Consider the following 2,689-nt stretch of genomic DNA (forward strand, 5'->3'; position numbering starts at 1 on the left):
GCCACCCAGTACCCCTCGCAACCGCTCCACGGCATGGCGCAGGCTCAACCCCTCGGTTTTCATCACCCAGTCGAGCACCGAGCCGCCCGCATCGCAGCCAAAGCAGTGATAGAGGTTCTTCGCCGGGGTGATCACCATCGAGGGCGTTTTCTCCTGATGGAACGGGCACAGCACGGTCATGTCCTTGCCGCGCGGGGTTAACTTCCGCCCCTGCTGCTCGATAACGGCAACTAAGGAGACGGCGGCTTTCAGGTGCTGTAATTCTGCGTCGGGAATGCGAGCCATTGCAAAGTTCCTTCTTCAAAGCCTTGTCAATAGACATTAATGTAGAGTATATTATCTATATATTATGAGATTTGCAACAGGCAACTAAAAAGGAGGCCGTACAATGAGCGCCATTGATTCATTGTGTGCAGGGTTGGATATGACAGCATTTGCAGAACGTCTTCGCTTGTTGCGTGAAGCCCGTAATTTAAATCAGGTTCGTTTAGCTGAACTGCTTGGCGTTGATCCGCGGGCGTATAACCGCTGGGAAAAAGGCGCGAGTGCGCCCCATCTGGAGACGGTGATTAAGATCGCCGATGTCCTTCAGGTCACGATAGATGAGTTGGTTGGCCGCAAAGCGGTCTCGGATGAAGTGAAGATCCGTAACCATACCTTACATACGTTATGGCAAAAAGCAGATTCGTTACCCGATACCGATCAACAAGCCTTGATCGTGATACTTGACAGTTTTGTTAAGAAGGCGATGGTTGAACAGGTGATGGGATTAAACAACATTAAGCGTTGAAATTGAAAGGACGCGGCAGAACATGAGTTCGCACCTCATTTCCGCCGCTAACCATAAGCAACTAACGAGGAGTTGAATGATGGCTAAGGCGCATTCTAAGCAAAACGCGGCTCAAAATAAAGCCGCGAAAACAGAACGTTATTACACCGTGGGATACGTCCCGCAAAATAATAAGGATAAAGCTCCGCCCGCGATCCATCTTAAAGGGCAGTGGCTTAAACAAGCTGGCTTTGAGATTGGCGGCTCGGTCACGGTGAAGATCATGGACGGCTGTCTGGTGCTGATCCCCGACAGTGACGAGACGAACAGCCTCAAACAGCAATACCAGCGCCAGCGCGAGCAAATCAGTGAGATTAAGCTGCGGATGCGCGAGCTGATTGGGGACTACAAAACCGTTTAAGGGAAGGTGGCTAACATGAGAACTGGGATTGAGCAGCTAGAGGAAGTGCACCTGAGCCACGAGGAAGCGATGGCATTGGCGCAACTGGTCAAGCGGCTGAGCTGGTCGGAGATACGCGCCTGTGCGGTAAATGACAATGAAGCCTGGCTGATTAAGGACGCGATAGGGCGGTTACAGTCAGCGCTGGCCTGGCACGGGTATTCGCCACGGTAAAAAAACAAAGCCGGAAGATCACGGGGATCTTTCCGGCATTTCACAACAACAATAAGAAATATTAGTCAATTGTTAATGGTGCTGAATAATTATCCATAATATATACATCATTTACATCACATTCTGGATAAATCCACTTATTCCAATTTGATATAATCCAATCTTTTCTTAAAGCTACTTTATCCGTGTATTCACTTTCACTAGGCAATTGAATTAATAATAATCCCGCTTTGTGCCCCGTGGTCACAACAAGACCATGTCTAGAATAATCATCTGGAATATTTACCACTAATAGATCTACAAATTTTTCATACGGCCAAATTGCGGGGAATCTGAATACACAGCCCCTAGATATGCTATCAGATGTATAATCAATAAGTTTTATCATTATTTTATCCTTAAATCATGGCCGCCACTTTTATCGATACTATTCGGAACATCATTTAACTTCATATCTACTTCGCCTACGTGATTACCTCGTTTTTGAGCAATTTTCTCAAAACGCCCATGCTGAGTATCGACAGAATAATAAAATTTATTATCCTGATAAACTATCCTTCCTTTATTCAATTTTTCTACATTCTTAGCTCTTTTCCAGTCATTTTCTTTGGCTACACTCTCTGCCATTTCCCTGATTACGGGCACTCGCTCTTGTGGAGGTAAGCGGACTAAACTTTTTTCAAATTCAGCAACAGTTTGGCCATTTGGTAAAGAACAATCTTTACCCGCCAATCCCCAAGGATCAACCCAAGACAGCGGATTATGCACATACGAATACGGGTTAAATCCCCCCGCCAGCCCTATCGGGTCTTAGGGATTACCCCGACACGACCATACTTTTTAGGCGGGATTTTTTCTTTAATAACAGCTTGTTAAAGAGCCGGTTTTACCCGCTGGGGTAAAGATTTTTTTGCCCGATCCCCGATGTGCGCTTTCAGGCTATTTTGTTTGTTTACCGGGGTGCAGTATAGCGCCTGTGCTCGCGCGCGTTGACTCAACAGCCTGATTTTGTGATGCGTTTCCCTTTCGGCAACGGGCGAACGTCGCCCAGCTTGTCTGGGCGGCGGGCGGCCGTTCTGCGGGTGCGGGCGGCACAGAGCCTGCAAGCGGCGCCCCTGCGACGCTCTCAGGCAGCGGGGCTTCGGTTTTGCACGGTTCGGTGGTTTCACTGCCCCCAACAGGGAAGCCCCCTGCGGGGGCTGCACGGGGCGGAGAGGGCGAGCACGGCAACGAGCAACGCAGCGCAGCGCAGTGCGAGCCGCGCGCAGCAAGTCGCAGCGGGGTCG

6 protein-coding genes and 1 pseudogene are annotated in these 2,689 nt (G+C 49.2%); 3 read left to right on the forward strand and 4 right to left on the reverse strand.

The window, feature by feature from the left end:
- Positions 1 to 285 (reverse strand): CHC2 zinc finger domain-containing protein (locus tag PSI15_RS17520; RefSeq protein WP_273584634.1); only part of this gene is annotated, 285 nt, incomplete at its 3' end.
- Positions 286 to 388: 103 nt separating this feature from the next.
- On the opposite strand from PSI15_RS17520, the gene PSI15_RS17525 reads away from it, so the two are divergent.
- From PSI15_RS17525 to PSI15_RS17535, 3 genes are all read left to right on the forward strand, one after another.
- Positions 389 to 790 (forward strand): helix-turn-helix domain-containing protein, encoded by a 402-nt coding sequence (locus PSI15_RS17525; RefSeq protein WP_273584635.1) that lies wholly within the window; start codon positions 389 to 391, stop codon positions 788 to 790.
- Between the two features lie 79 nt (positions 791 to 869).
- Entirely contained in the window at positions 870 to 1,190 is a 321-nt protein-coding gene (locus PSI15_RS17530) for a SymE family type I addiction module toxin (RefSeq protein ID WP_273584636.1), read from the forward strand.
- 15 nt (positions 1,191 to 1,205) lie between these two features.
- Positions 1,206 to 1,403 (forward strand): DUF7706 family protein, encoded by a 198-nt coding sequence (locus PSI15_RS17535; protein WP_273584637.1) that lies wholly within the window; start codon positions 1,206 to 1,208, stop codon positions 1,401 to 1,403.
- A gap of 61 nt (positions 1,404 to 1,464) precedes the next feature.
- On the opposite strand, the gene imm45 is transcribed toward PSI15_RS17535, so the two are convergent.
- The 3 genes and pseudogenes from imm45 to PSI15_RS17550 all read right to left on the reverse strand — a co-directional run.
- Complete coding sequence (gene imm45, locus PSI15_RS17540) at positions 1,465 to 1,791, reverse strand: Imm45 family immunity protein (RefSeq protein ID WP_273584638.1); 327 nt, start codon at positions 1,789 to 1,791, stop codon at positions 1,465 to 1,467.
- Positions 1,791 to 2,135: a hypothetical protein gene (locus PSI15_RS17545; RefSeq protein WP_273584639.1), complete on the reverse strand. Its 345-nt coding sequence runs from the start codon at positions 2,133 to 2,135 to the stop codon at positions 1,791 to 1,793. Before PSI15_RS17545 ends, imm45 begins: the two co-directional genes overlap by 1 nt.
- Before the next feature lie 140 nt (positions 2,136 to 2,275).
- Positions 2,276 to 2,689: pseudogene (locus PSI15_RS17550) on the reverse strand (hypothetical protein); the annotation flags it as partial.

Source organism: Xenorhabdus sp. PR6a (assembly GCF_028599065.1).
In the GTDB taxonomy this organism is placed as follows: Bacteria; Pseudomonadota; Gammaproteobacteria; order Enterobacterales; family Enterobacteriaceae; genus Xenorhabdus; species Xenorhabdus doucetiae.

Excerpts from the sequence above, each read along its gene's own strand:
- PSI15_RS17525 (WP_273584635.1), top strand. The coding sequence starts at position 389 with ATGAGCGCCATTGATTCATTGTGTGCAGGGTTGGATATGACAGCATTT.
- PSI15_RS17535 (WP_273584637.1), top strand. The coding sequence starts at position 1,206 with ATGAGAACTGGGATTGAGCAGCTAGAGGAAGTGCACCTGAGCCACGAG.
- PSI15_RS17530 (WP_273584636.1), top strand. The coding sequence starts at position 870 with ATGGCTAAGGCGCATTCTAAGCAAAACGCGGCTCAAAATAAAGCCGCG.
- imm45 (WP_273584638.1), bottom strand. The coding sequence starts at position 1,791 with ATGATAAAACTTATTGATTATACATCTGATAGCATATCTAGGGGCTGT.